Source organism: Psychrobacter sp. AOP7-B1-24, from assembly GCF_052376215.1.
Taxonomy (GTDB): domain Bacteria; phylum Pseudomonadota; class Gammaproteobacteria; order Pseudomonadales; family Moraxellaceae; genus Psychrobacter.
Genome location: NZ_JBQSVL010000147.1, coordinates 1 through 2,786, shown reverse-complemented (window position 1 = coordinate 2,786; position 2,786 = coordinate 1). Strand labels below are relative to the sequence as shown.

The window sequence follows — 2,786 nt, the reverse complement described above, 5'->3', positions numbered from 1 at the left end:
GGGTCTATCAGGGCTACATATCAGTGCCAATACCAAACCTGTGGCGATACAAGCACAAGGCGGTGAGTTGCAACTGCATAGTCAGCAAAGTATGACAATCGGTAGTGAGTCGGGACAGGTCAATGTGTCGAGTCCGAAGCGGATTAAGCTACAAACGTCAGGCGGAGCTTCTATTACCATCGATGATAGTGGTATTAAGCTGGTCTGCCCGGGCACGGTTAAGATTAAAGCGGTGAAGAAAGAGATGGTTGCGGGGGCAAAAGCCAATTACTCGCTTCCGATGATGCCTGATACTATTCCGCTGTTTAGTAATAAACTCGATGTTTATGATTTGTTTGTGAATGCAAATTTTGATGAGGTTGATTACGTAGCAATGTTAGGTGATGGTCAGATAGTTGAAGGAACGTTAGATGAACATGGACGGACTGGTCGGTTGATGTCAATGGAGTCTCAAGAAGTTGAGGTATTAGTAGGATACTTAGATAACTGGAGTGTAGAATTTGATACAGAACATGAAGAGCCTGAGACTATTGATGAAGTAGAGTTCGAATACTCAGACGCAGAATGTGCTTGTAATGCGCCCGCAGAAGATATCGCTTTTTTAGAGGATGAAGAATAATGTCAAATAGTCAAAAAAAGCTTACTGCATGGTTTGTATTGCTTGATGCGCAAAGCAAAGTTCTGAAAAATATTGAATACAAGGTCACAGCAGTTAACAGTAATGAGGAAGAGGAACACGTCGTTAAAGGTAAAACTAATAGTAAAGGGGCAACTTATGAGTTTGTTAAACCTATCCATACTAAGCTTTGTCTTTATGTAAAAATAGGAACTAAAGACTTTAAAAAAGCTGGAAATATATCGTTACCACCAGTTAAAGAAAATAGACTTAAAATTAAGGCTAAAATCAGTGCAGTTTTAATTGACTCAAAACTAAAAAAACATGGCAACGAAGCAGGTAGTATCAAGCGTAAAGATTACAAAGTAGTTACAGGTGATACCTTAGAAAGTATTGCTAAAAAACATAACACGGACATTGCAACATTAAAGCGTTTGAATCCAAAAATAAAAAGTATTCATAAGATATTCGCAGGTCATTGGTTAAAAGTCCCAGTTCAAATCGGTGATGTCGGCAAAGAAACGGAAGATAAGCCTTCTCCATCAGTTTCGACGAAGCCGCCTGCTACAAAAACTAAGGGTAGTGAACCTGTAGATTCAGAGCAACCCTGGTACGATAAAGCTTGGGATAGTGTTAAAGATATTCATGATGAAGCAGACGCTATGATTGATAGAGCAGAAGAAGCTATCAAGGATGGGCAGCAAAAAATAATAAAAGGAACACTTGAGGCGAAGGAGCAGTTGTATGACACTGTATTTGGTGATGATGAATCATCTAAAACTAACAATAAAAATAAGAAGAGTCCTGCCAAGACTGAGTCATCAAATAACAAAACCAATGAACCACCACTAGAAATAAAAAAGAAGGCTGGTAACAATCAAAATGGCAACCCTGCCGAACAGATCACTTATGATAGTTATACTACTGTTTATCATATATATCATGATGGGCGTATAGAACGTGCTAATGGGCAAGCAGAAAAATTTGCTGCGTTTATTTATTATGATGAAAGCGGTGGTAAGCATAAGCTTGGGAGATCTGCTTATGTAAAAGGTCAACGCTGGATTAAAAAAAATAAAAAAGATGGAGATAGAAAAGTATATTTAGTCGATATTAGAGATTTTCTCAGTTATAAAAAAGATAGTGTGCAATATAAAATACATGAGAATTCAGAGGGTGGTAAAAGATATTATTTGACTGGGGTTGCTCTCGCAGCCTATCTAGGTACATTATGTAGATTAGGGTATATAGATATTTCGTTTAACGGGTTTAGTGATGCTAATGGTGGCCCAGGGGTTAGCTCTTCACATATCAATGGTGAGGTAGGTGATATGAGATACTTGAGAAAAGACTTTAAGGCTTTAGCTGTTACTGTATTTGATGATATCTACAGTCACGAAAGAAGTCTTAAGTTAGTTGAGACGCTATATATATTTGGATTTGGCCAGACTAGAAATAATTATACGGAACGATACAGTAAACCAGAACTAGGATTGAAAGATTATACATTACCTCATTGTGAACATAAGAAATTTCAATTATCGGATGGAACATGGGTAAGACATCATCATCATTTACATCTTCAAGGGCTAGTTGCAAATATCAAAGATATCGATGTTATTTCTAAAGTTCCTGAAAGCAGTTCTAATGGTCTCAATATTACATCAGAGCAATTAAAGAAGCTTTTTCCCCAATCATCACAGTCTGATAGAAACACTGTAGTTAAAGAAGTTAATGCCAAGCTTTCTGAATTTAAACTAGATACTTATATCAGACAACGACATTTTTTTTCGCAAATAAAAGGAGAGGTCGGAGATGACATGAAGGGAAAAACAGAGGGCTGGAACTATTCCCCTGATGCACTTCTTAGTTTTAGTACTTATTACAAGGAACATAAAGACGAAGCTTACGAGGATGGCTACGAAAAAGATGCAGATGATAACTTTATTAGACGTGCAAATGAGAGAGCTATTGGAGAGAAGCATTTTTCAAGATTAAATGGTAATAGACAAAAGACTCATCCACAAGATGGGTATAACTTTAGAGGAAGAGGACTTATACAGCTTACTGGTTACGAAAAATATAATGGTTTTATGGAAAATTATAATAACCATTGGAAAGGAACACCACCTGATACGGTAAAAACTCCAGATTTAATTAACAAAATGCC

General features: G+C 37.0%; 2 protein-coding genes. Both read left to right on the top strand.

The window, feature by feature from the left end; translation table 11 throughout:
* Positions 1–619, top strand: a 619-nt coding sequence (locus ACT3QP_RS14550) for a DUF2345 domain-containing protein (RefSeq protein ID WP_444525995.1), incomplete at its 5' end; no start/stop codon positions are given.
* The coding region (locus ACT3QP_RS14545; protein WP_444525994.1) for a LysM peptidoglycan-binding domain-containing protein at positions 619–2,786 on the top strand (2,168 nt) is incomplete at its 3' end. The genes ACT3QP_RS14550 and ACT3QP_RS14545, both read left to right, overlap by 1 nt.